The sequence below is a fragment of the Acinetobacter sp. ANC_7553 genome, assembly GCF_056779895.1.
On sequence record NZ_JBWYIV010000002.1, the window covers coordinates 141629 to 165113 of the forward strand.

Consider the following 23485-nt stretch of genomic DNA (forward strand, 5'->3'; position numbering starts at 1 on the left):
AATAACTAATTTAGAGATTTTTTATATTGAATGAATCCCGTTTTGGTTGCAACACGATTATACAAAAGTCTAGCATTATCATTGCTTTTATGGGTTAACCAATACACTCTATCATAATTATTTTTACATTCGTCATAGCTAAATTCTATTAATTTCCTGGCTAAGCCCTGATTTCTATAATTTGCATCAATAAACAAATCTTGGAGATAACAATAAGGGAGTTTAGTCCAAGTGCTTGCGTGAGAAATGAGATGTACAATTCCGACGACGTTTTGATTTTTTATAATGGCATAGCCAAACATATCGGTTTGCGACGCATCAGATAATCGTTTGAAAGTCAGAGCCGCTTGTTGAGGATTCAATTCGGTCTTGTAGAATTCAAGGTAAGCTGACCAAAGGGGTAACCATTCTTGGTATTTTATATTTGAAAGGCCTGTAATTGTTATCATAATTAGATTGTCTCTTTGCTTATATTCTATTTGAGTATATTAATATAAAAAAACGAGATAAAGCTCTGTTGTCTAAATCACTATAATGAATATAAATTTTCAAAAGTGTCATAAGTACACATATTCTAGCTGGTGTTGTCCATGTCATTAAATGAGGAAAGACTTACTCATCTTAAACAGCTTGAAGCTGAGAGTATTCATATCATTCGCGAAGTTGCTGCAGAATTCGAAAATCCAGTCATGCTTTATTCGATTGGTAAGGACTCGGCAGTTATGCTGCATTTAGCGCTTAAAGCATTCTATCCTGCAAAACTCCCTTTTCCACTGTTACATGTAGATACAGGTTGGAAATTTAAGGACATGATTGCTTTCCGCGACAATATGGCTAAGCAACACGGTTTCGATCTTATCGTCCACCAAAATAAAGAAGGTAAGGATGCTGGGATTAACCCATTTGATCATGGTAGTTCGAAATATACTGATATCATGAAAACTCAGGGTTTAAAACAGGCATTAGATAAATACAAGTTCGATGCTGCATTTGGTGGTGCTCGCCGTGATGAAGAAAAATCACGTGCCAAAGAACGTGTGTATTCATTCCGTGATGATAAACATCGTTGGGATCCTAAAAACCAACGTCCAGAACTTTGGAATCTTTACAATGGTAAAGTGAATAAAGGCGAAAGTATCCGTGTGTTCCCATTGTCGAACTGGACTGAGCTTGATATTTGGCAATATATTTACTTAGAAAGTATTCCACTTGTTCCATTGTACTTGGCGGCAGAACGACCTGTTGTTGAGCGTAGTGGTACATTAATTATGGTGGATGATGAGCGTATGCCTTTAAAAGAAGGTGAAGTTCCACAAATGAAATCGGTTCGTTTCCGTACTTTGGGGTGTTACCCATTGACAGGTGCGGTGGAGTCGACTGCTAACACCTTGCCAGAAATTATCCAAGAAATGTTGCTTGCAACGAGTTCTGAGCGCCAAGGTCGAATGATTGACCATGATGAAGCGGGCTCGATGGAAAAGAAAAAGCAAGAAGGTTACTTCTAGAATCTCTCTTCCGCAGCAGCGCTGCTCATCTCTTTGTAAAAGAGAGGAGTCATCCCCCTTTTTCAAAGGGGGAACGAGGGGGATTCAAATACACCGATTTCAACATATTTGTGGAGCTATGAGCCATGTCTCATCAATCAGATTTGATTAGCCAAGATATCTTGGGTTATTTAAAACAACACGAAAATAAAGACTTATTACGCTTTTTGACTTGCGGTAACGTAGATGATGGTAAATCAACTTTAATTGGTCGTTTACTTTACGATTCAAAATTGATTTATGAAGATCAATTGCAAGCAGTGACACGTGATTCTAAAAAAGTCGGTACAACAGGTGATGCACCTGACTTAGCGTTACTTGTAGATGGTTTACAAGCAGAGCGTGAACAAGGTATTACGATTGATGTAGCTTACCGTTATTTCTCTACAGAAAAACGTAAGTTCATTATTGCCGACACTCCGGGGCATGAACAATACACACGTAACATGGCTACAGGTGCGTCTACGTGTGACCTTGCGATCATTTTAATTGATGCGCGTTACGGTGTTCAAACGCAAACACGTCGTCATACGTATATTGCAAGCTTACTTGGTATTAAGAACATTATTGTTGCGATCAACAAAATGGACTTGGTTGAGTTCTCTGAAGCACGCTTTAATGAGATTCAAACAGAATACGCAGGCTTTGTTGCACAACTTGGCGATCGTAAACCATCTAACATCATCTTTACGCCGATTTCTGCGTTAAATGGTGATAACGTTGTAAACAAATCACCAAATACACCTTGGTACACAGGCGAAACTTTGATGGGTACGCTTGAATCTGTAGAGATTAATCGTACTTCAGCTAAAGCTGACTTCCGTTTCCCTGTACAGTATGTGAACCGTCCTAACCTCGATTTCCGTGGTTTCTGCGGTACGATCGCATTAGGTGATATCAACGTTGGAGATACGATTACTGCGTTGCCATCAGGTAAATCATCTACAGTTAAAGAAATCGTTACTTTTGATGGTAACTTAGAACGTGCAGTTGCTGGTCAAGCAGTGACATTAACGTTAAACGACGAGATTGATATTTCTCGTGGTAACGTACTTGTACGTGCGGATCAAGAAGTACCTTCAATTTCTCGTTCTGTCCAAGCGACTGCTGTATGGATGGCAGATCAACCGCTTGCGATTGGTAAGTTATATAACGTGAAGATTGGTACGCAAACTGTTCCTGCTAAGGTAACAGCAATTAACTTCCGTACAAACGTAAATACGCTTGAAAAAGTTCAAGTTGAAAACTTAGAGCTGAATGCGATTGCGAATGTAACGATTGAATTTGATGCACCAGTCGTATTTGACCGTTACCAAGACAGCCGTTACACAGGTTCATTTATCTTTATTGACCGCCTAAGCAACGTAACTGTTGGTGCAGGTATGGTTGAAGAGGCAGTTGAATGGACTGCACATAATGAGCCTGTAACATCAGAAGCACGTGCGGCGCGTTTGGGTCAAAAACCTGCTGCGGTAACTGTATCAAATGCTGCAATTGTGAATGCACAAGTATTAGAAAGCTTATTGATCCAACAAGGTGTTGTCGCGATTGCTAAAGCTGGTTTAACTGCTGAGCAAGTTGCATTATTACGTGAAACTGGAGTGGTGGTCATTACTGATACTGCAACAGGTACGGATGCAAGTTTTGAAGTAGAAGCTGCTGAAGAATTGGCTGAGAAGATTGTGGAATTGGTTCGTCTTTAAGATTGACTGATTTAAAAAAACCCGCCTGATGGCGGGCTTTTTTATTTAAAATTTAATAACGACCACACTAGTCTTAGTGAGCTAAGATAGGGTAAACATTAACGATAAATTCGAGATATTATGAAAATAGTAGCTTATTTGCTTTTGATGCTCTTAACGGCGTGTGTTAATGCTCCGATACAACAAAAACAACCCAGTAAAGCCTGTTTAGAATACCAACAGATGATGACAGCGCCTATGCCTAGAGAAGCTATGCAAAAACTGCAAAAAAAATGCTTCGAATCTAAAGAATAGAGATTAACGGTAAAATTGAACTAAAAACTTAAAACATTTTCGTAGAGTAGAAAAGCTAAAAAATAAAATCATCGTTTAAAGTTAAATATTTTTTTATTGCTCATGAGTCTTGATTAAGAAGGAAACTAATCCATTCTATTTAATATTCATTTACTAAGAAAAATTATTAAACCATGCCTCAAGGTTCAAAATTTTAACGATATTGGATTAGTTTTGTGTGCTTGAAACTTGAAAAATATAGGAATAGTGATTGCATTGGTGCTAAATTAAATGAGATGAAATGATTAGGCGCTACAATGAATAAAGCATTCCCAAAATTTCACCCCAAACATCTCAATTGGCTGATGCCGTTAATTTTGTCATGTTTGATGAGTGGTTCAATTTCTTTAATTAATATTGTAATGAATCGTGGATTTTTTGATGGGATCTGGGTGGTCTGGATAAAGACGTGGGCAATGTCTTGGTTAATCGCATTTCCATTGATCTTAATATTTTTACCTGTGGTAAGAAAAATCTTAATGCGTTTTGTAAAAACGATACCATAGCCCTTGAATGAAAGGTTTGATTAGCATTTAAAACAACAATTATAAAATTCTATGATCTTGCAACTGTTAAAAAATCGGGATAATTTTGCAAGTTGATAAAAATTACAACCTAAGGATTGGCATGACATATAACTCAGTATTTAAGGAAAACTTATTTCAGAATCAGGTCATCATTGTGACAGGAGGTGGTTCTGGTATTGGACGTTGTACAGCTCATGAGCTTGCATCATTGGATGCACAAGTGATTATTACAGGGCGTACCCAAGAAAAACTCGATAAAGTTGTTGCTGAAATCATGGAGGATGGTGGCAGAGCCTATGGCATCGCTTGTGATAATCGTGATGAAGCACAAGTGAAAGCCATGATTAGCGAAGTAATTGAAAAATTCGGACGAATTGATGGCTTGGTGAATAATGCAGGCGGACAATTTCCAGCGCATTTAGAAAAAATCTCAGCCAATGGATTTGATGCTGTCATTCGAAACAATCTACACGCTACATTCTATCTTATGCGCGAAGCTTACAATCAATGGATGAATAAGCATGGTGGAAGTATTGTCAACATGACTGCTGATATGTGGGGAGGTATGCCGAATATGGGACATTCAGGCGCAGCTCGTGCAGGGGTCGATAATCTGACCAAGACAGCTGCTGTCGAATGGGGTAAATCAGGAGTTCGCGTGAACGCCGTAGCACCTGGATGGATTTTGTCATCAGGTATGGATACATATACTGGTGAAATGGCTGAAAAAGTGATTCCAAGTATGGCGGAGAAAGTTCCTTTGCAACGCATGGGAACAGAAGCTGAGGTGTCATCAGCGATCGTCTATTTATTGTCTGAAGCATCTAAATTTATATCGGGTGTCACGATACGGATTGATGGCGCAGCTTCTCAAGGCACACGTATATTTCCATTAAGTCCGGCTGAGAATAATCAAGCCTATGATGGATTTCACCGTTCTTTTTTACCCGAAGTGATTCAAAATTTAAAAAAATAAGAAATGCCCAATTGAAGCTTTAAACTTAACAATTGGGCATGTAAATTTAAAGTTTCTTACTGAATCGTGACTGTGACGGGTTTACCGTACAGGGTGTAGCTATAATTCGGAGCAATCGTGTATTGATAGCTCGGCATGACATAGGCTTTGCCTTTTTCACTAAACGTAATCGACTGACCATTTTTACTATATTTGGCAGAACCAGGCAGAACAATCATTGAATTAAAGTTTTGTGCTGAAGCCTTACCTATCTGAGTAACTTTTTCTCCACTAAAAACAACAGGCTGTCCCACTTTCGCAGTAATTTGACCTGGAGTATTGATCTTGACGACTAAATCAGAAGATTCATGAGCATAATCGGTGGTTAAGCCATGTGTTCCTTGTACATACATACGATTAAAATCATCTTTATTGGTACGGAATGTCCAAGGCCAGAAAGTTACGCCACGTAAGCTCGCCATTGACATTAACTCTTTGCTTAATCCTGCAAAAGACGGGTTAAATGTAGAAGAATATTTTTGAGTCGCGTCTAATATTCGACGTGTGTTTACAATATTGCTTTGTGCGTTCGGCGTACTCGTTAAGAAGCCTGTAGAAACACCCGGTAAGGTATTTTTCATCTGTAAGATTTGATCACCATTAAAACTGATGACAATCGATTGATCATAGGCATTGTGCTTATCTAAAAGTTCTTTAATCTTCGCTACAATTTCAGGCTTAGCACTTTTAATTTCGATGAAATTGGTCACATGGGGGTATTTTTTGACTGCAGCCAAAACCTCATCCATGGTTGGAACTGGGCGACCATTGGGAATCGTACGTAACTGACGAATTTCAGCTAAGGTAAGATCTTCAGTATTTCTATTATCACCTGTGGTACGAGTTAATATTCCATCATGCATCAGGAAAACATGACCATCTTTCGATAGATAAACATCATATTCAACTGCGTCAGCACCCACCTCAATAGCTTTAATTGTTCCTTCTAAAGTATTTTCATCCTCTAAAGCTGGAATGCCACGATGGCCTGTGATGAGGGGTTTTCTTAACAGGGTATTCGGTGCCATCTGCTTCATAATGTTTTGGAAAACATCTGGCTGTTGTGTATAGATCCCATTAATCCCAGTGCTTAAAATATCAGCTGCTTTGAATGCATCAATGCCATCTTTTTGATCTGGATGAAGTGTGCTTGCCCAAGGTGTAATTAATAAGCGTTGTAGATGAGATACGACTTCTGATTGCACTAAGTGCGGCGGTAAAATGACAATTTTTGATAAAGAAGAATTGGTATTATGAGCAATTTTTACAATATCTGATTTACTATTGGTTAAACCAGATTGTTTTGAATAGTCGAGTGCTGTACGCAATACAGGGATTTCAACACGAGCTTTACGTAAGAGTTCAGGCTGATCCGACACCAAGGTGATATCAGCGAGATCATAGTTTTCTGTCAACGTTTTCAGATTACGAATTGTTTTTTCTGAATTGATCGTTAATAGCGGAATATGACGTCGTGTTGAATCATTTAAATAATCTTTTAAATGAGTAATTTTCTTTTGATCTTGGTTAAGAAGATTGAGTTGCTCATCCAGTTGGTAGGCAACATGAGTTGCTAATGGAGCTGAGTTCAGTGTAGTTGCGCCAGCAGGCTGAGCGAGTGCTGGTGCCATAGAGACTGGCAATTGCTGATCGATTAGATCTGTAACTCGATTAGACTCTGGTAGGGCTTCAAGTTGCTCAGTCACTTTAATTGAATCTACACGCATCAAAGCGCCAGCTGTAGAAATGCCAATGCCACCCTGATTTAAATTGTAAGGTAGCGTGCTATCGAGTACGAGTTCATCATTAATATAATGGCGTACGCGTTGGCCATGTACGATGACTGTTGCTTTGTAGGTTTTATTTAACTCAAAATTCTCTTTATGTGCAGATTTCTGTAAAACATTCCATGTGTTGCTAGGTTGACGGATAGACAGTTCAAGGCCACTTTCACCTGATGCATCAGCACGAAATGCAAATTGGTAATACGGCGTAAAAGCTGGATCAGCATATTGATCAGCGGCACGATAAATCACGCTACCCCAACGACCACCATTGTTTTTTTCTAAGAATGCAAAATCCATATCAATACGATAATTACGATGTTGTTGTAGTTCATTTGGCAACATAATGGTCGTCATTTGTGTATTGTGCGCCGTACCATTGATGATTAGTGCTCCATCTTTAACCTCAATATTCCCAGGATTGCTACGAAGTTGAGTCCAATTGTTTGGAATAGCAGTTAAAGCATTGAAATTTTCTTCAAAAAGTATTTTGGGTACAGGAACTTCAATTTCTGGTGTTTCAGGTTCTGGAGATGGATTAGGATTTTCCGTTTGATCTGGATTTGATACAGCGTTTTTTTGATCATCATCGGAGCAAGCTGTTAAGCTTAATGTTAATAATATTGCTGACGTCAGTGTTGTAAATTTCATCATTAAAAAGTACTCGAAAAGTATGTCCCTAAGCGAGACACAATCTAAGTACGTAAAATGACAATTCTATGGATTTGTCATAAAGTAAAAAAAATATTACATATTAAATATTTATGAAATTCATCAGTTTTAAATACTGTCGTGTTTAAGCGGTGAACATCATTAAAAGTCCAGTTGAAATCTTATGAAAAGATAAGGGAAAATGCGATTTTCGAAAAAAACCAACTCAGCGAACTGAATTGGTCTCCAAATATCAATGTGATGTGCTTATTGAATGGTCACAGTCACGGGTTTTGCATAGATGGTATAGGTGAAATTGGGTGCTATGGTGTATTGGTAGCTTGGCATGACATAGGCAGTACCACGTTCACTGAAACTCACAGATTGACCATTTAGACTATATTTTGCAGAGCCTGGTAGTACGAGCATCGTATTGAAGCTTTGGTAACTAGATTGACCCAGTTGCGTTAATTTTTGCCCAGTGATTTGTAAAGGTTGACCAACAGTTGCTGATATTTGTCGTGGAGTTTCAATTTTGACCACAAAATTTGATGCATCTTGTGCATAATCTGTGGTCAACCCATGTGTACCTTGAATGTACATACGATAGAAATCATTTTTTATTAAACGGAACGTCCAAGGCCAGAAGGTTACACCACGTAAACTTGCTAGATACATGACGTCCTGATTCAAACCACTATAATTCGGATTAAATGTTGAAGAAAATTGTCGTGTTGTTTCCAAAATTCTTCGAACGTTTAGAAAAGTAGTTTGTTCCTTTGGTGGATATACCAATAAACCCGTTGATACACCTTTTAGAGTGTTCTTCATTTGAAGAATTTGTTGCCCATCAAAACTTATGACAATCACTTGACCATATGCATCATATTTATCAAGTAAATCTTTAATTTTTGAAATTATTTCGGGTTTTGCACTCTTAATCTCGATAAAATTGGTGACATGTGGGTATTTTTCAACTACTGCAGCCAATACTTCATCCATCGTCGGTATGGCAAGTCGCTGCCCGGTCGTTTTAAGTTTACGAACCTCTTCGAGCGTCATGTTCTCAATATTTTTTGCGATACCCGTTGTGCGTAAAACCGATTTATCATGCATTAAAATGACATGGTCATCTTTCGTCAGATAGACATCATATTCCACGGCATCAGCGCCAACTTCTATCGCCTTAAGAATACCTTCAAGGGTATTTTCATCAACTTGAGATGGAATTCCACGATGACCTGTAATGAGCGGTTTACGAAGTAGGGTGTTGGGCGCCATTGAGCGCATGATGGAATGAAATAATTCAGGCTGAAGCGTATAAATGCCATTCACTCCTGTCGTTAATATCTCAGCAGCTTGATAGGCATCAAGTTTAGGACTGGTCTGTCCAGAAGTATTGTGGGTAAAACCTGCCCAAGGTGTGATCAATAAACGTTGCAAGTGTGCAACCAGATGAGATTGAACCAAATGGGCTGGTAAAATCACAATTTTAGAAAGTGATGTATTGGTTGCCTGTGCAATTTTCACAACACTATTTTGATCTGAAATCAAATTGAACTTTTCAGACCAATCCAATGCTGTACGGATTTCTGGAATCTCCACACGCGCTTTTCTTAATAGATATGGATCATCAGAGACTAGCGTGACATCACTAAAATCATAATCTGAAGATAAAGATCTTAATTCAGCCAGTGTCTTTTCAGAGTTGATATGCAGAAGAGGAAGTGTTCTTTTGGTTTGATCAGAAAGAAGACTTCTAAGGTGCATCGAGGTCTTATTGTCGAAATCTTTTAAAAATAATTGTTCATCAAGTTGGTAAGCAATATAAGTGGCGGTATGAGCGTTATCATTTGTTAATGAGTCGGCTGGTTGTGCTAAAGCAGGCGCCATTGCAACTGGATATTTGTGATCAATGACATCTGTAATCCGATCTTGAGTAGGGAAAGCATCAAGTTGTTCAATCACCCGTATTGTGTTGACCTTCATCAGCAATCCTGCTGCTGAAAGTCCAATGGCACCTTGGTTTAGGTTGATGGGTAATTCACCATCAAAAACCAATTGATCATTCAAGTAATGACGAACACGTTGATTATGAACAACAACTGTAGCCTTATAAGGTGTATTTAAAGCGATGTTTGATTCGAATTTGGATGTATTGATGACATTCCATGTGTTATTTGAGCGTCTAAGTGCGAGTTCTAGACCATTATAAGCAGATGCATCTGCACGAATAGCAAATTGGTAGTATGGTGTATATTCAGGTTGCGCAAACACATCTGAAGCTCTATAAATAATACTTCCCCAACGAGTACCGTTATTACGCTCAAGGTATTCAAATTCTAACTCAATTTTATAGTTGCGAAGCTTTTGAAAATCCGAACTTAACATGATGGTGGTGGGTTTGGTTAAATCTTTGCGACCATCAATCAGTAAGGCACCTTCTTTAAATTGAATGCTACCTGAATTTGAAGTCAGGATATTCCAATCAGAAGGTATTGAATAAATTTCAGTAAAATCCAGATTTAAATACGTTTTTGGTTGTGGAACATTGATCGGTGTTTCAGGTTCGAGATCTGGTGGTAGGGATGGTTTTGGATCTTCAGGTTGAATTGGTATGGGTGGCTCAGGGGTATTTGGTAAGGTTGATTTAGGTTGATCTTCCCCAGAGCATCCTGCTAAACCGAGCATGAGCGATAGTGTGACAACTAGAGTCTGCTTTTTCATTTTAAAATTCTCGAGTGTACGATCCATGACGACCTTAAAATCTAAGATATTAAGGTTACAATTCCTTTGTAAATCAGAAAAATACGAAGCTTTTTTTGTATTATTGAGTTATTTTAATATTCGTGTCTGAGGCAAGGTTCAAAATAAAAGATTTAAAACTTGCCATCCACCAATAATGACACGAATGATCCCCAAAGCGACGAACAATATCATTTCAAAAAAACAGAAAAATAAAAAAGTCCAACCTGCTGCACCATCCACTTTGCTCGCATCGTATTCAATGTATAGCAATAACAACACCAGCCCAATTTGGAAGTAGATCATCGCAATTACTGCTGAATCCCATGGAAAACTTAACAAAAAAGTCCAACAGATGATGACCAAGGCAGCAAAACTGCATGGCAAAATAAATTGCAGCAAGTAACGCATATTATTTTCCCCAAAAAATAATGATTCGTTTTCATCCTTATACATAAGTAATACAGGACTTTATCAATGTGATCAACTATGATGAAATTGATTGAAATGAATGAAAAGTATTGTAAATAAAGGATTTGATTATGGCACAAAGCATGCAACATGTGATCATTACTGAACCAGGCGGCGTTGAGAAGTTGGCTTATGAAACGGTTGATATTCCGCAACCTAAAGACAATGAAGTCTTGGTGAAAGTACATGCTTTCGGCATTAACCGTCCTGATATTTTACAGCGCCAAGGTTTATATCCAATGCCTAAAGGGGTCACACCTGTACCTGGGTTAGAGGTATCAGGGGAAGTCGTTGCAGTAGGGGCTGAGGTAAACGCCTATCAGGTGGGGGATCAAGTGTGTGGACTTACCAATGGTGGTGGTTATGCGGAATACTGTGTGGTGCCTGAATCTCAGCTGATTAATATTCCTGCAGGGGTGAGTCATATTCAAGCTGCTGCAATTCCAGAAACATTTTTTACCGTTTGGGCGAATATTTTTCAAATGGGCAAAGCTAAAGCAGGGGAAACGGCTTTAATCCATGGCGGAACCAGTGGGATTGGAACAACGGCATTGATGTTGTGTAACGCATTTGGCTTAAAAACTTTTGCGACTGTTGGTTCAGATGAGAAACTAAAAGCAATTCAAGATTTGACGCATGCAATTAATTATAAAACGGAAGACTTTGAACAGGTCATTCAGCAAGCGACGGAAGAAAATGGTGTAGATATTGTTTTAGATATGGTTGGAGCGCCTTATTTAGCTCAAAACCTGAATATACTACGTCGTGATGGACGTTTGGTTTATATCGCATTTCTTGGAGGAGCTAAAGCCGATGGCGTAAAATTAGGTCAAATCATGATGAAGCGTTTAACCATTACTGGCTCAACCATGCGTGCACGTACCACAGCAGAAAAAGCCAAAATCGCTCAAGATTTAAAGACACATGTTGCGCCGTTATGGGCAAAAGGTGAATGTCTACCGATGATTTATAAAACTTTTAATTTTGATGAGATTCAAGCGGCTCATTTGGCAATGGATGCAGGTGATCACATTGGTAAAATTGTGGTGAAAGTCTTGGATTAATCTCAACCACCTATGTTCGATTGAGTCAGCGCTGAGGATGAATAATCTGCTTCGTCCCAACAGACTGTAGATTATTCATCTGCTAACCAATTCTTAGACTGTTCATTGCTTGCGTCCAATCTTGGCAAGAACAGCGCGGACAATCTTGAAGTGGTTGCTGAAGTTCAGTACAGAATCCACAATGTGTACACGCATATATTACGCTAGGTTTTACCTTGTATATTGATTGAGCTTGATCTGGAAAAATTGGTAAGCCATATTTAACTTGCTCATCGGGATAAAACAAAATACTGAAATTCCCATCGGACTCTAATAGACCGACTCGAATTTGACCTAAATGCTCAACAGATTGACGACGCATTTCCGAAAAGAACTCATCATGCGACATATTACCTCGCTTGAATGCTTCAAGGACGAGCATGCCATCTTTAACGATGTAGCAGGATTTACCTTCGACTAAGTCTTCGAAAGGCTGATATTTCATCATTAACCACGTTGTGGTGCGGTAAAGTAAGATGATCACACTCATGACGACTACGGCTTGAATTAAGGGTAAATCCTCCGTAAACATTGGATCTCCAGCAATTGATCCAAGACAAAGAATAATGGCAACTTCAAAGATGGAGAGTTGTCTAACCCCTCGCTTGCCTGTCAAACGAAGAAACAGAATGATCAGTAAATACATCACCACACATCGGATTAAAATCTCGAAAACAAATACCCATGTGGTGTCGTAAAAAAAGATAGAAGCAAAATCCATTTGTTCCTCAATTTTCTAGGTGATTCAACTTAAGCTATCAAGCGCCAAAAAAAAGAAATACAGAATTATTGTCGAATTATTATGACTTTATGTAGATGTGGTGCGTGAATTGAACATTAAATCATGTTGTTTAAAAGATAGGGAGTGGAATTACAGTTGTTAATGTTAATCAGGATTCTGAATATATGAGATAAGGTTGGCATTTTTTATTCATTACAATGAGCTGAAATGTTTGTTATGTATTTGTAATATTCTGTTATATTCTTATGGTTGCATGTTTCGGTGTTTAACCAAGAGTTAAGGTGTATTTTGGATTCATTCCGTAATCGCGTTCTGTTCATATTTGCTGGGTTAACCATTATCCTTGGGATATGCGTATCGCTGTATATTGGAAATATCGCATCTCAGCACTTGGCTAAAGCCAGTGGACAGACCCTACATGTCGCAGCAAAAAATATCAGTAATGCCTTGGCAACTTCTCTTGCCGAACGCGAGCGCGAAATGGTGCTGCTCAGCCAATCTCCTTTCTTTTCAGAAGCAAATCTAGATGATCCACGTGTCCGTACACGCTTGGAACAAGTCAAAAATGCGTATGTCTATTATGCTTGGATGGGGGTAACGGATTTAAACGGTGATGTTCAAATCGCTGCGGATGGTATTCTTGAAGGTGAAAATGTTTCTTCACGGCCATGGTTTAAGGCAGGTTTACAGGGTACGTACTTAGGTGATGTGCATGAAGCTGTGTTATTGGCAAAAAAAATTCAAGCGTTAAATCCTCATGAACCGATGCGTTTCATTGATTTCGCAACACCAATCTATGATCCAAATACTCAAAAATTAAAAGGAGTCTTAGCTGCACATGCAGATTGGGAGTGGGCACGTCATATTCTCAATAAAGCTTTATCTCAAACAGCATCTCAGCGTGGCATAGAAGTCTTTATCTTAAATAAACAGGGTGAACTGCTGTATCCATTTAAAAGTATTGGACGAGTCCAGCCACCTCAATTTCAAGTCAACGATGCACTTTATTATATTGATGATTGGAATGAAGGACAGGATTTCTTAACAGCAAATATTGCGGTGGAGTCCGAGACTAAAAGTGATATTGGTTGGCATGTGGTTATTCGTCAACCTTTGGCGATTGCTTTGGCTGATATGCGTGATTTGCAGTTCAAAATCTTTCTGATTGGTTTATTCGTCTCGCTGTTTATCTTTTATGTGATTTATCAACTTGCCAATAAATTGAGCAGACCCATTGAGGCTTTAGCCAAATCGGCTTATGCGGTCGAACAGGGAGACGTGCATACGGCATTTCATAGTCAAAGCAGCATCCGTGAAATCCAAGGATTATCACATTCTCTACAAAGCATGACGCAAACCTTATTGGAACAAAAACAACAATTACTTGATGCAAACCAATCACTAGAGCGGAAGGTTCAAGAGCGTACTCGAGCACTTGAATTGGCTAATCTTGAGTTGATTCGATTGTCACGACATGACGCATTAACAGGTTTACACAATCGCCGTGCTTTAAACGAACAACTTGAATACTGGTTTGCTCAACATAAAAGAAATCAAATTGGCTATGCAGCACTTATATTGGATGTCGATTATTTTAAGCAAGTCAACGATCAATATGGTCATGATCAAGGGGATCAAGTGTTACAACAAGTAGCAAAAATCCTTGATCAAGCAACGCGTGAAACCGATTTTGTGGCACGTTATGGTGGTGAAGAATTTGTAATTTTATTGCCTGCAACACATCTGATGGGTGCGCAAATTTTGGCAGAGAAAATTCGTACATTGGTGGAACAAGCTGTTATTGTGGTAGAGAAAACTTTGACTGTCAGTATTGGAGTCAGTGTGACTGATCTCAATGATGCTGATGCTTATGCCATTCTTAAACGAGCAGATCGACATCTTTACCAAGCAAAGGCCAATGGTCGAAATCAAACTGTGATCGATGTTTAAAATAAAGCATCCACATTTTGCTAAACTCAGTATTCTCTCATTGGACTAAGCACCTAACGTGACTTCATTCAAAATTCAATCCAGTTCTTTTGCACAACTTGTTCAAGTTCCTCAAGATCATAAGTTGAGGATTTTGATTGATCAGATTGAACAACAAAAGTTACAATTATCCGCATGGCAACACGCCCAAGAAGAAATTCGTGCCTACACGCAGAAGAAACTTATTCCTGTCTATCGTGATGTTTATCAAGTGCTGTTTCAGCAATTACAAAGTTTATGGAATAGCCTAAGTCAAAGTGATTTAAATAAGTCGTCTCAAAAGGTTGTAGAAGAGAAGTGTTTTAACTTGACCCAAATGTTGAGCAAATCAAATATGCTCAATGAAACTCAACTTGAGACAGTTAAAAAATTACATATTTATTTTGAACAGGTGTTTGCTCAACCACGAAATAAGCAAGATAAAAAGAACAACTTCGAATCTAGTCAAGCACCAGATGCTCATGGTGAACAAAATGATTCAACGATTGATGACGATTCGTTATGGGACAAAGCGCAGTATCAACAAGCAAGGCAGCAAGCCAAACTTAAATGGCAGCAAGATAAACAAGCCGAAGCAGAAAAGTTAGTGAATCAATCGCTAAAAACCGTATATTTAAAGATTGCCTCGATTATTCACCCTGACCGTGAACCTGATGAATCGAAAAAAGCCGAAAAGACCGAGCTATTACAACGTGCCAATCAGGCATACGAGCAGGAAGATTTGTTCTTTTTACTTAAACTTCAGCTTGAAGTTGAGCAAAGTAAAAATGGTTCAAATAAAGGTTTAACAGCGGAGCAAGTGAAGTTTTATCAGCAGGCTTTAGAAGCACAAAGCCAAGCCTTAAAAAAGCAGATTCAAGAATTCATTGATTCATTGGTTTGGTCAAACAAAGCCAAAATTGCGGTGCAGAAGACTAATGGGCAAATGAATATTGAGCAGTTGTATAAGCAGATTGATGCGGATGTGTCTGCGGTGAAGCAACAGCTGAAAGCTGAAAAGCAAAGACTGAGTTTTATGGGGAAAGAGAGTGGGTTAGAGATGTTGTTGAAGCATCAAGTTCTATAAATGTCGCTTTTCTCCCTCTCCCTTTGGGAGAGGACTGGTATTAAGCTTTTACTAGATTATCAACCTTCTGGAAAATACTTTGTAGACAAGAACCTTTATGCTTACAAACATTTTCTATGGTTGCTTTAGAGGTATATGATCTCTCATACCCATCTCTTTTATTCATCACACGATTATAAAAAAGTAATAATGTTTTCCCTCTTAAAAGTTGAGGGTATTCAATTAATAGTTTTTCGTATATCTCCGTAGGAAAAGTCTCTCCTTCTAGAGGAGTTGTAAAATTTGCTTCTTGGTTAAAAATATTATCAATATGAGCTTTAAGATTATATGTATTGCGATTATGTTGGATTCTATCCATTTCTAAAGCATACCATTTTAAAAGGATGGGTAATTCATTATTAAAGACTAAAGGGTTTTTAGATTTTAAATCATTTTCTAAATTACCATCAATAAATATGTCATTCTCAAAAGAGTAGCCATGAGTGCAAATGATTCGATCATGAATGTATTCTTCTTCGATTCCTTTAATCACCCATTGATCTTTATCAACAATAAAAATAGTTTTATTAAGATGTTCAGTATTTTTTAGCTTTCTGAATATTCCTAAAGCAGTATTTCTACCACCAACAGGTAAAACAGAAACTAAAGGTTCACTCAAACCATAAATATCTTCAAATTCATTATAAACAGCTAAATCATCTTTCCCCTCAATAATAATAGTTAATAAGTCGGAGTCTTCAATTTGGGCCACAAAGCCATCAATAATATCTTGATCATCATTGCTCACTATCAGACTCCCTCAGAATCACCACGATCAAGTTGTGAATCTACACATACTTCATTTTTTGGATATTTACTATAAATAAATGGAGATTGAGTACTAATAATAAATTGATTTGATGGATTTTGCTTCATAAGGATTCGAAATAAAATTCTTTGCCAATCAGCATGTAAGCTAATTTCAGGTTCATCAATAAAGAAGATTGTATTATCGTAAATCGCATTATAACCAATTAGGGATAAGATTTGCTTTTCACCAGCAGATAATATACTGATATCTAATAAGGATTCTGGAGCAACTATTCCTAATAGTTCCTGTAGTTTAGTTCTTTTGGATTGGTCATTTTTTTGATCGAGTCGTGTAAATTGTACGCTATGCCCAAAGTGGAATTTATAATCTTTCAGGAAGAATTTAATCGAATCATGGAACCTTCTCAAAGGTTTTCTAAACTCATTAATTTGTTCTTCAAGAGAGGTAATTTCTTCTTGAAATTTACTTACTTGATTTTGATCAGCACTATCAATTAAGAAAACTTCACCATTTTTAAACTCAAAAGACTGGAAAATATTATTGGAAAGTTCTTTTCTTTTGTCCTCATAAGGTTGTATAAGTGACATTACTTCAGCATATTTACTTATCAAAAGCTCATTAATATTTGATGCTGAAATTGAAGTTATAAATTTATGATCTTTATTTGATATTTTTTTAGATAATATTCTGAAGTCATCGATAAGATTAATACTGTCAGGGTTTTTCTGGCTATTATTTAATAATAGATGTTGGAATAATTCATGTTTAATATTATATTTTTCCGTTGTAAATCCACCTTCGATATTTCTAAATGTTGGGAAAAAGAAAGAAGTTCCAATGAATTTAGTTAAAATATGCTTAACATGGGAATTAATCTCATCAGGATTAATATTCGCAATCTCTTTATCTAATAAGTTTTTATTATTATAGGAAAATGTTGTTTCAAAAGGGATATCTTGATCCTCATTTACGATCACTTTTAAAGTATATATGTCTGTCTCAATAGTGGCTTCTTTAAATGGTACTTCAATTAGGGCTTTTTCTAGGTTTCCACTAATAAAATACCAAATTAATTTCATAATAGTAGTTTTACCTGCACCATTTTTACCTGATAAGACATGAATGTTATCAGTAAAACTAATATGTATCGGCTCTCTACAGCCGAACAATCCAACTACTTGAAACTTTTGTATTTTCATAGATTTAAAATAAACTCATAATTAGTAAATTTAGTTAGTTTGAAAATCTAAATAGATTCATTTTTAACTACAATTCATAATTTATACTACATCAAATTTACTATTGGATATATAAAATATTGTTATGAAATCAGCATTTTTAAGCTATAAAGGGCTGAATAATCAGCCCTTTATACTACAAATTTGGTTAAATTAACAACACATTAAAGCGCTGCAATTTGCTCCATATTCGCTTTAATCTTCGCTAATTGATCAGCAAACTCAGCAAGTTTTACTTTCTCACCTTCAACCACAGCCGCAGGTGCTTTCGCCACAAAACCTTCATTTGAAAGCTTCGTTGCAATTTGGTCATGCTGTTTTTGAACCTTGTCTAAGTCTTTTTGTAAACGACCTAATTCCGCTTTAGGATCAATTAAACCCTTCATTGGAACGAATACAGACACATGACCCACTACAGAAGACGATGACAATGGTGGTTGTTCAGCATCAGCAAGGAACGTAATGCTTTCAACTTTTGCCAATGCTTTAAACAACGGTTCAATACGAGCAATCTGTGCTTTTTCTGCATCAGTTGTGTTTTGAAGCAGAACAGGTAACAAGCGAGCATTACCTAAGCCCATCTCACCACGGATGTTACGTACTGCACCAATCAAACCTTGAAGCCATTGCATATCTGCTTCAGCTTGTTCATTAACTAACGCTTGGTCAGCAACAGGGTACTGTGCAAGCATAATTGTTTCGCCAACGATGTTCAGTTTTGGCGCAAGTGTCTGCCAGATTTCTTCTGTTAAGTACGGCATCAACGGATGAGCCAAACGTAAAGACGCTTCCATCACAGAAAGAAGAACACGACGCACTTCAGCTTTACGCTCAACCGATACATTTTCATCATTTAGAACAGGCTTAGTCAGCTCTACATACCAGTCACAGTATTCATTCCAAATGAACTCGTAAATTGCTTGTGCAGCCAAGTCTAAACGGTAAGTCGCAAATGCTGTTTGCACCGCTTGTTCTGCTTTTTGTAAACGGCTTACGATCCATTGTTCAGGCAATTCCCACAGGTCTTGACGTACTTCTTGACCAATCACTTGCTCTTCGCAGTTCATCATCACGAAACGAGTTGCGTTCCAGATTTTGTTGGCAAAGTTACGGTAACCTTCAACACGTTTCATGTCGAACTTAATGTCACGACCCGTGTTTGCAAGCGCACAGAATGTGAAACGAACTGCGTCAGTACCGTAAGATTGAATACCTTCAGGGAATTCTTTACGTGTTGATTTTTCAATCTTCGCTGCTTGTTTCGGGTTCATCAAACCTGTCGTACGTTTTTGTACTAAAGTTTCAAGATCAACACCGTCAATCAAGTCTAATGGGTCAAGCACGTTACCCTTAGATTTAGACATCTTCTGACCTTCGCCATCACGTACCAAACCATGTACATATACGGTTTTAAACGGCACTTGAGGCGTACCATCTGCATTTTTCATGAAGTGCATGGTCATCATGATCATGCGGGCAACCCAGAAGAAGATGATGTCAAAACCTGTGACCAACACATCAGTCGGGTGGAAGGTATTTAGGAAGTAGTTTTCTTTATCTTTCGCTTCGTCACCCGTCCAACCTAAAGTTGAGAATGTCCAAAGCCCAGATGAGAACCATGTATCCAATACGTCTTCATCTTGATCCAACTGAACATCTGCAGGGATGTTGTTTTTCGCACGAACTTCATCTTCGTTACGACCTACATATACATTGCCTTCTGCATCGTACCAAGCAGGGATACGGTGACCCCACCACAATTGACGAGAGATACACCAGTCTTGAATGTTATTCATCCACGCCATGTACATGTTGCTGTATTGCTCAGGCACGAACTTAATACGACCATCTTGAACCGCTTCAATTGCAGGTTTCGCAAGTGGTGCAATCTTCACATACCATTGGTCTGTGAGTAATGGTTCAACAATTACACCTGAACGGTCACCACGAGGTGGCTTCAATGTATATGGTTGAATTTGGTCTAACCAGCCTTCAGCTTCCGCTTGTTCAACTAACTTTTTACGTGCTTCAAAACGCTCTAAACCAATATAGTCCGCAGGTGCAGGAATTGTTTTAGAAATTTGCTCGCCCGCTTTTGCGATATATTCAAACTCAGCCAACACTTCCGCATTTTTGTTGAAGATGTTGATGATTGGCAATTCGCAACGTTTACCCACTTCATAGTCATTGAAGTCATGCGCAGGGGTGATTTTTACACAGCCAGTACCGAATTCTTTATCAACATATTCGTCTTTAACGATCGGAACCGCACGACCTGTAATTGGTAGGATAATGTTTTGACCAACTAAGTGTGCATAACGTTCATCATCAAGCGCAACAGCAACGGCTGTATCACCTAATAATGTTTCAGGACGAGTCGTTGCTACCACGATGTGATCTTTACCATCATGCGTACGAAGTGACTTATCTTCAAAGAAATATTTGAAGTGCCATAGTGAACCTTGTTCTTCTTTATCAGACTCAACTTCGAGATCAGACAGGGCAGTTTGTAATTTTGGATCCCAGTTTACAAGGCGTTTACCACGGTAAATCAAACCTTCTTCATGCAGTTTTACAAACACTTCTTTTACCGCGTTTGATAAACCTTCATCCATGGTAAAGCGTTCACGAGACCAATCTACAGAAGAACCTAAACGACGGATTTGACGGGTAATATTACCGCCAGATTGTTCTTTCCATTCCCATACTTTTTCGATGAACTTTTCACGACCCAAGTCATGACGACTTACGCCTTGTGCACCCAACTGACGCTCTACAACCATTTGTGTGGCAATACCTGCGTGGTCAGTACCCGGTTGCCAAAGCGTGTTAAAGCCAGACATACGCTTATGACGTGTCAAAGCATCCATGATGGCATTGTTAAAACCATGACCCATGTGCAAGCTACCAGTGACGTTTGGTGGCGGAATCATGATACAGAAAGACTCGCCTTTTTCAGACGGCTTAAAGTAACCGCGTTCTTCCCAAGTTTGGTACCATTTTTTCTCGATCTCGGTCGGATCGTAGGTTGTAGCAATATTTTGCGCTGAATCAGTCATAGTTCGAACAGATCAAAAGTAGATAAAAAATTGCATCTATTGTAGCAAAAAAAATGCATGGAGAGGCACGTTAAGCAAATGCATTCTCGTTTCAAATCACACACAATCGAACAGTAATTGATTTTGAATAACACTAAAGCCAGCGTCAACTCGCGGAATCGGCCTGACAATAAAGGATAACAATAGCATGACCTATACTATTTCTTTGCGCTTACAACCTGAAACTTATCAGCAATATCAAACTATTCACCAAAAACTCAATGCAGGAGATCGTGAAGCGCAAGCTAAAATTCTTGGAGATAATCTGTCCAAAATTGCTTGTGAGATTATTGATCAAGCCTTTGGCACACTGGTCAAAGATTCTAATGCAAAGGATCAAGACTCAGCAAAAGTATTGAAACAAGTGCAAGATGCAATCTTGAAATACATGCCTTGGTCGGTATCTTTTTTTGGTAATGATCGCTTAACGCCTATGGTGAATCATGTACAAAGTTTGATGTATGAACAAGATGGAAAATACTATATTTCATACCCAGTTGAAAAAGTTATTGTGAATGAGTTACTGGGCTGTGCAGAACGTATGCGTGAAGGTCAAAATCAATATGTTGCTCCCGGATTAAAAGCCTTCACTAAAGTGGTTGATCAAGGCGTTACGAGCTTAATTCGTGAGCCTAAAAAAATGCTGAAATTTAATATGGTGGTGGATAAAACCTTAAATGGTGTGATCAGTCTGACCACAGGATTAGGGTACAAGCGATTTGAAAATTTAAGCAAAATTCATGATGCACAAAGTATCGTGAAGTACTTTGACCATTTTCTGGTTTTTCTTGATAATGAAGGACAGCAAAAAGCAAAATTAAATGCTTAAACCATAAGGATAAAGGGAATGGCAAAGTTGGAACAGCTTGATCAGAAAGTGGTGTGGATTACAGGTGCATCATCAGGTCTTGGTAAAGCGTTGGCTGCTGAATGTGCCAGTTTAGGGGCACAGGTTATTTTGACGGCTCGTCGTTTTGAAGAGCTGGAAACGGTAAGGCAGTCTTTGGCACACCCAGAACGACATATTTCCATTAAAGCGGATATCACAGATGAATCACAAGTTCGTCATGCTTATGAACAAGTTCTCCAACAAAAAGGACGTATTGATTGGTTAATCAATAATGCAGGTCTATCACAACGTGCATTAATTAAAGACACGACCATGCAAACTGAACGTGCGATCATGGAAGTTGACTATTTCTCTCAAGTTTTTTTAACCAAAACGGTTTTGCCGACTTTTCAGCAACAAAAGTCAGGACGAATTGCCTTTATCTCAAGTGTCGCTGGGTTATTGGGCACACAATATCGTGCGACTTATTCGGCAGCCAAAGGTGCGATTCATATGTGGGCGAATAGCTTACGTGCTGAAGTTGCGCAAGATGGTGTGGGTGTCTCGGTAATTTTCCCGGGATTCGTGAAAACCAATGTATCCTTTAACGCTTTAAACGGTGAAGGAAAGCCCCAAGGTTATCAAGATGAGGCTATTGAAAATGGTTTAGAAGCAGAGGAATTTGCTAAACAAACCGTACAGGCATTATTGAAAGGGGATGAGTATATTGTCGTGGGTGGGGCAAAAGAAAAATTAGGCGTCTTTATTTCACGGTTATCACCAGCAATACTGTATCGAATGATCCGAAAAATGAAAGTAAAGTAATTTTTAATGATCGTGACCCGCGTATCGATAAGAAAAATTTTATCAACTATGTCTGGTTTTCTATCTCAATGATCATGCGAGCGATAAGGGGTTTGAAGACTCCTCAAATAAAGTATAGGGCTTGAGTGACTACTACATACCTGTAAAGAAAAAGAGAGACTTTTAGTCTCTCTTTTGTATAGCAGTTCCGTAAGCGAATACTTCAACCATTCCACCTTGAAGTCCTAAATCTGTGGTGCTGAGTCTTAACCCTAAGATTTCAGTTGCGCCCATTTTTTCAGCTTCAAGTTTAAGTCTAACAATAGCTTCACGTCTTGCACGTTCAACAATACTTTCATAACTGCGTAAGCGTCCACCAAAGAAATTTTGGATTTGCGCAAGTACAAACTTAAAATAATCATGCGAAATCACAACATTACTGCTGATCATTTGTCCATGGTTTTCAGAAGTTTTAAAACGCTGACTATCTAACTTGATATAAGCTAAGCGCGCTTCTTGTTCATCAAGTTGCTTAAGATGCTTTTGTTCATTATAGCGACCAAATCCAAATCCAATACAAAATAGGATGAGAAAGATAACCACCTGAAAAATGATACCATCCATAACGAATCCTTAAGAGGTGAATGGATCAGGAATTTTAGGTGCATTCGGTGTGACATACACAGCTGTGCCATAAACAAATAATTCGGAAGCACCTTGGGTAATATTGGAAGTCGAGAAACGAATTCCGACAATCGCATTCGCCCCTAAGGCACGTGCTTTATCAATCATACGGTTCATTGCTTCTTGACGAGACTCTTCAAGTAATTCCGTGTATGCGGTAAGTTCTCCACCGACGATATTCTTAAGTCCTGCGAGTAAATCACGTCCAACGTGTTTACTTCTGACGGTACTACCATATACCACGTCAAATTGTTGTTGAATTTGATGACCAGGTACAGATTCTAAATTACTTAACAGCATGTGATTGAAGTCGTTATAAAAAGGATAATTAATGACAAAATATCAGTA

General features: G+C 38.3%; 20 protein-coding genes. 10 read left to right on the plus strand and 10 right to left on the minus strand.

Going from position 1 to position 23485, the window contains the following annotated elements:
- Window positions 1-5 precede the first annotated feature (5 nt).
- On the minus strand, window positions 6-449 hold the full coding sequence (locus AC1M9I_RS02370) for a GNAT family N-acetyltransferase (protein WP_481610626.1): 444 nt from the start codon (window positions 447-449) through the stop codon (window positions 6-8).
- Window positions 450-590: 141 nt separating this feature from the next.
- Here AC1M9I_RS02370 and cysD point away from each other — a divergent pair, with 141 nt between their 5' ends.
- The 5 genes from cysD to AC1M9I_RS02395 all read left to right on the plus strand — a co-directional run bounded on the left by cysD (window position 591) and on the right by AC1M9I_RS02395 (window position 5083).
- Window positions 591-1505, plus strand: coding sequence for a sulfate adenylyltransferase subunit CysD (gene cysD / locus AC1M9I_RS02375; RefSeq protein ID WP_035266686.1), 915 nt, complete (start codon window positions 591-593; stop codon window positions 1503-1505).
- A 125-nt stretch (window positions 1506-1630) separates the two neighbouring features.
- A complete protein-coding gene (gene cysN / locus AC1M9I_RS02380; protein ID WP_481593905.1) occupies window positions 1631-3247 on the plus strand; it encodes a sulfate adenylyltransferase subunit CysN in 1617 nt (538 codons plus the stop codon).
- A gap of 120 nt (window positions 3248-3367) precedes the next feature.
- Entirely contained in the window at window positions 3368-3541 is a 174-nt protein-coding gene (locus tag AC1M9I_RS02385) for a hypothetical protein (RefSeq protein ID WP_481594404.1), read from the plus strand.
- A 296-nt stretch (window positions 3542-3837) separates the two neighbouring features.
- Complete coding sequence (locus AC1M9I_RS02390) at window positions 3838-4086, plus strand: DUF2798 domain-containing protein (protein ID WP_481594403.1); 249 nt, start codon at window positions 3838-3840, stop codon at window positions 4084-4086.
- 121 nt (window positions 4087-4207) lie between these two features.
- On the plus strand, window positions 4208-5083 hold the full coding sequence (locus AC1M9I_RS02395) for an SDR family oxidoreductase (RefSeq protein ID WP_481594402.1): 876 nt from the start codon (window positions 4208-4210) through the stop codon (window positions 5081-5083).
- 56 nt (window positions 5084-5139) lie between these two features.
- Here AC1M9I_RS02395 and AC1M9I_RS02400 read toward each other — a convergent pair whose 3' ends face one another.
- The 3 genes from AC1M9I_RS02400 to AC1M9I_RS02410 form a co-directional block, all read right to left on the minus strand.
- Entirely contained in the window at window positions 5140-7560 is a 2421-nt protein-coding gene (locus AC1M9I_RS02400; protein ID WP_481610627.1) for a glycerophosphodiester phosphodiesterase family protein, read from the minus strand.
- A gap of 264 nt (window positions 7561-7824) precedes the next feature.
- The gene (locus AC1M9I_RS02405) at window positions 7825-10284 is read right to left on the minus strand and encodes a glycerophosphodiester phosphodiesterase family protein (protein ID WP_481594400.1); all 2460 of its coding nucleotides are present in this window, start codon (window positions 10282-10284) and stop codon (window positions 7825-7827) included.
- A 138-nt stretch (window positions 10285-10422) separates the two neighbouring features.
- Window positions 10423-10713: a hypothetical protein gene (locus tag AC1M9I_RS02410; protein ID WP_481594399.1), complete on the minus strand. Its 291-nt coding sequence runs from the start codon at window positions 10711-10713 to the stop codon at window positions 10423-10425.
- Between the two features lie 131 nt (window positions 10714-10844).
- Between AC1M9I_RS02410 and AC1M9I_RS02415 the strand changes: the two genes are divergently transcribed.
- Window positions 10845-11837, plus strand: coding sequence for an NAD(P)H-quinone oxidoreductase (locus AC1M9I_RS02415; protein WP_035266693.1), 993 nt, complete (start codon window positions 10845-10847; stop codon window positions 11835-11837).
- 82 nt (window positions 11838-11919) lie between these two features.
- Here the strand turns inward: AC1M9I_RS02415 and AC1M9I_RS02420 are convergent, their stop codons facing one another.
- On the minus strand, window positions 11920-12597 hold the full coding sequence (locus AC1M9I_RS02420) for a YetF domain-containing protein (RefSeq protein WP_035266694.1): 678 nt from the start codon (window positions 12595-12597) through the stop codon (window positions 11920-11922).
- A 309-nt stretch (window positions 12598-12906) separates the two neighbouring features.
- Here AC1M9I_RS02420 and AC1M9I_RS02425 point away from each other — a divergent pair, with 309 nt between their 5' ends.
- Both AC1M9I_RS02425 and AC1M9I_RS02430 read left to right on the plus strand, forming a co-directional pair.
- A complete protein-coding gene (locus AC1M9I_RS02425; protein WP_481610628.1) occupies window positions 12907-14568 on the plus strand; it encodes a sensor domain-containing diguanylate cyclase in 1662 nt (553 codons plus the stop codon).
- Between the two features lie 58 nt (window positions 14569-14626).
- Window positions 14627-15673 carry a molecular chaperone DnaJ gene (locus AC1M9I_RS02430; RefSeq protein WP_481610629.1) on the plus strand — a complete coding sequence of 349 codons (1047 nt, stop codon included), beginning with the start codon at window positions 14627-14629 and terminating at the stop codon, window positions 15671-15673.
- A gap of 40 nt (window positions 15674-15713) precedes the next feature.
- Here AC1M9I_RS02430 and AC1M9I_RS02435 read toward each other — a convergent pair whose 3' ends face one another.
- The 3 genes from AC1M9I_RS02435 to AC1M9I_RS02445 all read right to left on the minus strand — a co-directional run bounded on the left by AC1M9I_RS02435 (window position 15714) and on the right by AC1M9I_RS02445 (window position 20781).
- Window positions 15714-16460, minus strand: a complete 747-nt coding sequence (locus AC1M9I_RS02435) for a hypothetical protein (RefSeq protein WP_481610630.1) — start codon at window positions 16458-16460, stop codon at window positions 15714-15716.
- A 2-nt stretch (window positions 16461-16462) separates the two neighbouring features.
- Window positions 16463-17683, minus strand: a complete 1221-nt coding sequence (locus AC1M9I_RS02440; protein ID WP_481610631.1) for an AAA family ATPase — start codon at window positions 17681-17683, stop codon at window positions 16463-16465.
- Between the two features lie 203 nt (window positions 17684-17886).
- Window positions 17887-20781, minus strand: coding sequence for a valine--tRNA ligase (locus AC1M9I_RS02445; protein ID WP_481610632.1), 2895 nt, complete (start codon window positions 20779-20781; stop codon window positions 17887-17889).
- A 187-nt stretch (window positions 20782-20968) separates the two neighbouring features.
- On the opposite strand from AC1M9I_RS02445, the gene AC1M9I_RS02450 reads away from it, so the two are divergent.
- Entirely contained in the window at window positions 20969-21649 is a 681-nt protein-coding gene (locus tag AC1M9I_RS02450; RefSeq protein WP_035266700.1) for a hypothetical protein, read from the plus strand.
- 18 nt (window positions 21650-21667) lie between these two features.
- A complete protein-coding gene (locus tag AC1M9I_RS02455) occupies window positions 21668-22474 on the plus strand; it encodes an SDR family NAD(P)-dependent oxidoreductase (protein WP_035266703.1) in 807 nt (268 codons plus the stop codon).
- Window positions 22475-22636: 162 nt separating this feature from the next.
- On the opposite strand, the gene AC1M9I_RS02460 is transcribed toward AC1M9I_RS02455, so the two are convergent.
- Together AC1M9I_RS02460 and AC1M9I_RS02465 are read right to left on the minus strand one after the other, a co-directional pair.
- On the minus strand, window positions 22637-23077 hold the full coding sequence (locus AC1M9I_RS02460; RefSeq protein WP_092766865.1) for a YbjQ family protein: 441 nt from the start codon (window positions 23075-23077) through the stop codon (window positions 22637-22639).
- A 9-nt stretch (window positions 23078-23086) separates the two neighbouring features.
- Window positions 23087-23437, minus strand: coding sequence for a YbjQ family protein (locus AC1M9I_RS02465; RefSeq protein ID WP_180027966.1), 351 nt, complete (start codon window positions 23435-23437; stop codon window positions 23087-23089).
- Between the last annotated feature and the right edge of the window lie 48 nt (window positions 23438-23485).

Coding starts and splice junctions, on each gene's coding strand:
- AC1M9I_RS02445 (WP_481610632.1), bottom strand. CDS start 20,781: ATGACTGATTCAGCGCAAAATATTGCTACAACCTACGATCCGACCGAG.
- AC1M9I_RS02400 (WP_481610627.1), bottom strand. CDS start 7,560: ATGATGAAATTTACAACACTGACGTCAGCAATATTATTAACATTAAGC.
- AC1M9I_RS02450 (WP_035266700.1), top strand. CDS start 20,969: ATGACCTATACTATTTCTTTGCGCTTACAACCTGAAACTTATCAGCAA.
- AC1M9I_RS02385 (WP_481594404.1), top strand. CDS start 3,368: ATGAAAATAGTAGCTTATTTGCTTTTGATGCTCTTAACGGCGTGTGTT.
- AC1M9I_RS02455 (WP_035266703.1), top strand. CDS start 21,668: ATGGCAAAGTTGGAACAGCTTGATCAGAAAGTGGTGTGGATTACAGGT.
- AC1M9I_RS02410 (WP_481594399.1), bottom strand. CDS start 10,713: ATGCGTTACTTGCTGCAATTTATTTTGCCATGCAGTTTTGCTGCCTTG.
- AC1M9I_RS02465 (WP_180027966.1), bottom strand. CDS start 23,437: ATGCTGTTAAGTAATTTAGAATCTGTACCTGGTCATCAAATTCAACAA.
- AC1M9I_RS02395 (WP_481594402.1), top strand. CDS start 4,208: ATGACATATAACTCAGTATTTAAGGAAAACTTATTTCAGAATCAGGTC.
- AC1M9I_RS02390 (WP_481594403.1), top strand. CDS start 3,838: ATGAATAAAGCATTCCCAAAATTTCACCCCAAACATCTCAATTGGCTG.
- AC1M9I_RS02405 (WP_481594400.1), bottom strand. CDS start 10,284: ATGAAAAAGCAGACTCTAGTTGTCACACTATCGCTCATGCTCGGTTTA.
- AC1M9I_RS02415 (WP_035266693.1), top strand. CDS start 10,845: ATGGCACAAAGCATGCAACATGTGATCATTACTGAACCAGGCGGCGTT.
- AC1M9I_RS02440 (WP_481610631.1), bottom strand. CDS start 17,683: ATGAAAATACAAAAGTTTCAAGTAGTTGGATTGTTCGGCTGTAGAGAG.
- AC1M9I_RS02420 (WP_035266694.1), bottom strand. CDS start 12,597: ATGGATTTTGCTTCTATCTTTTTTTACGACACCACATGGGTATTTGTT.
- cysN (WP_481593905.1), top strand. CDS start 1,631: ATGTCTCATCAATCAGATTTGATTAGCCAAGATATCTTGGGTTATTTA.
- AC1M9I_RS02460 (WP_092766865.1), bottom strand. CDS start 23,077: ATGGATGGTATCATTTTTCAGGTGGTTATCTTTCTCATCCTATTTTGT.
- cysD (WP_035266686.1), top strand. CDS start 591: ATGTCATTAAATGAGGAAAGACTTACTCATCTTAAACAGCTTGAAGCT.
- AC1M9I_RS02370 (WP_481610626.1), bottom strand. CDS start 449: ATGATAACAATTACAGGCCTTTCAAATATAAAATACCAAGAATGGTTA.